We start from the raw sequence: 276 nt of genomic DNA on the forward strand, positions 1-276 counted from the left end.
ATTAAAAGAATTAAAAAGAAAATAATTTTATTTAGAAGGTAAATTTTCTCAAATAAAAGATAAATTTTCTAGAATGTTATGAACAGTAAAATTGTGTTTTGTTTTTATTTTGGTTTGTAATGTTTTTACCAAAACATCATTAATATACCATTTTACAAAATATCTATTCTTTTTTTCTGTCAATTCAAGTTTAAAAGTATGCCATTGTTCGGTAATTACTTTAGAAGTACCAGAAGAATTAGGGCTGTATTGCGATGTGCAATGTACAAGTGCTTC

At 24.3% G+C, this 276-nt stretch carries 1 protein-coding gene; it reads right to left on the minus strand.

Features of this window, described 5'->3' with window-relative positions; genetic code table 11:
• Positions 1-48: 48 nt before the first annotated feature.
• Positions 49-276: hypothetical protein (locus tag ACEWL1_RS12110; protein WP_409233560.1), on the minus strand; the 228-nt coding region annotated here is incomplete at its 5' end.

Origin of the sequence: Polaribacter gochangensis (assembly GCF_046224025.1) — a bacterium.
Taxonomy (GTDB): Bacteria; Bacteroidota; Bacteroidia; order Flavobacteriales; family Flavobacteriaceae; genus Polaribacter; species Polaribacter gochangensis.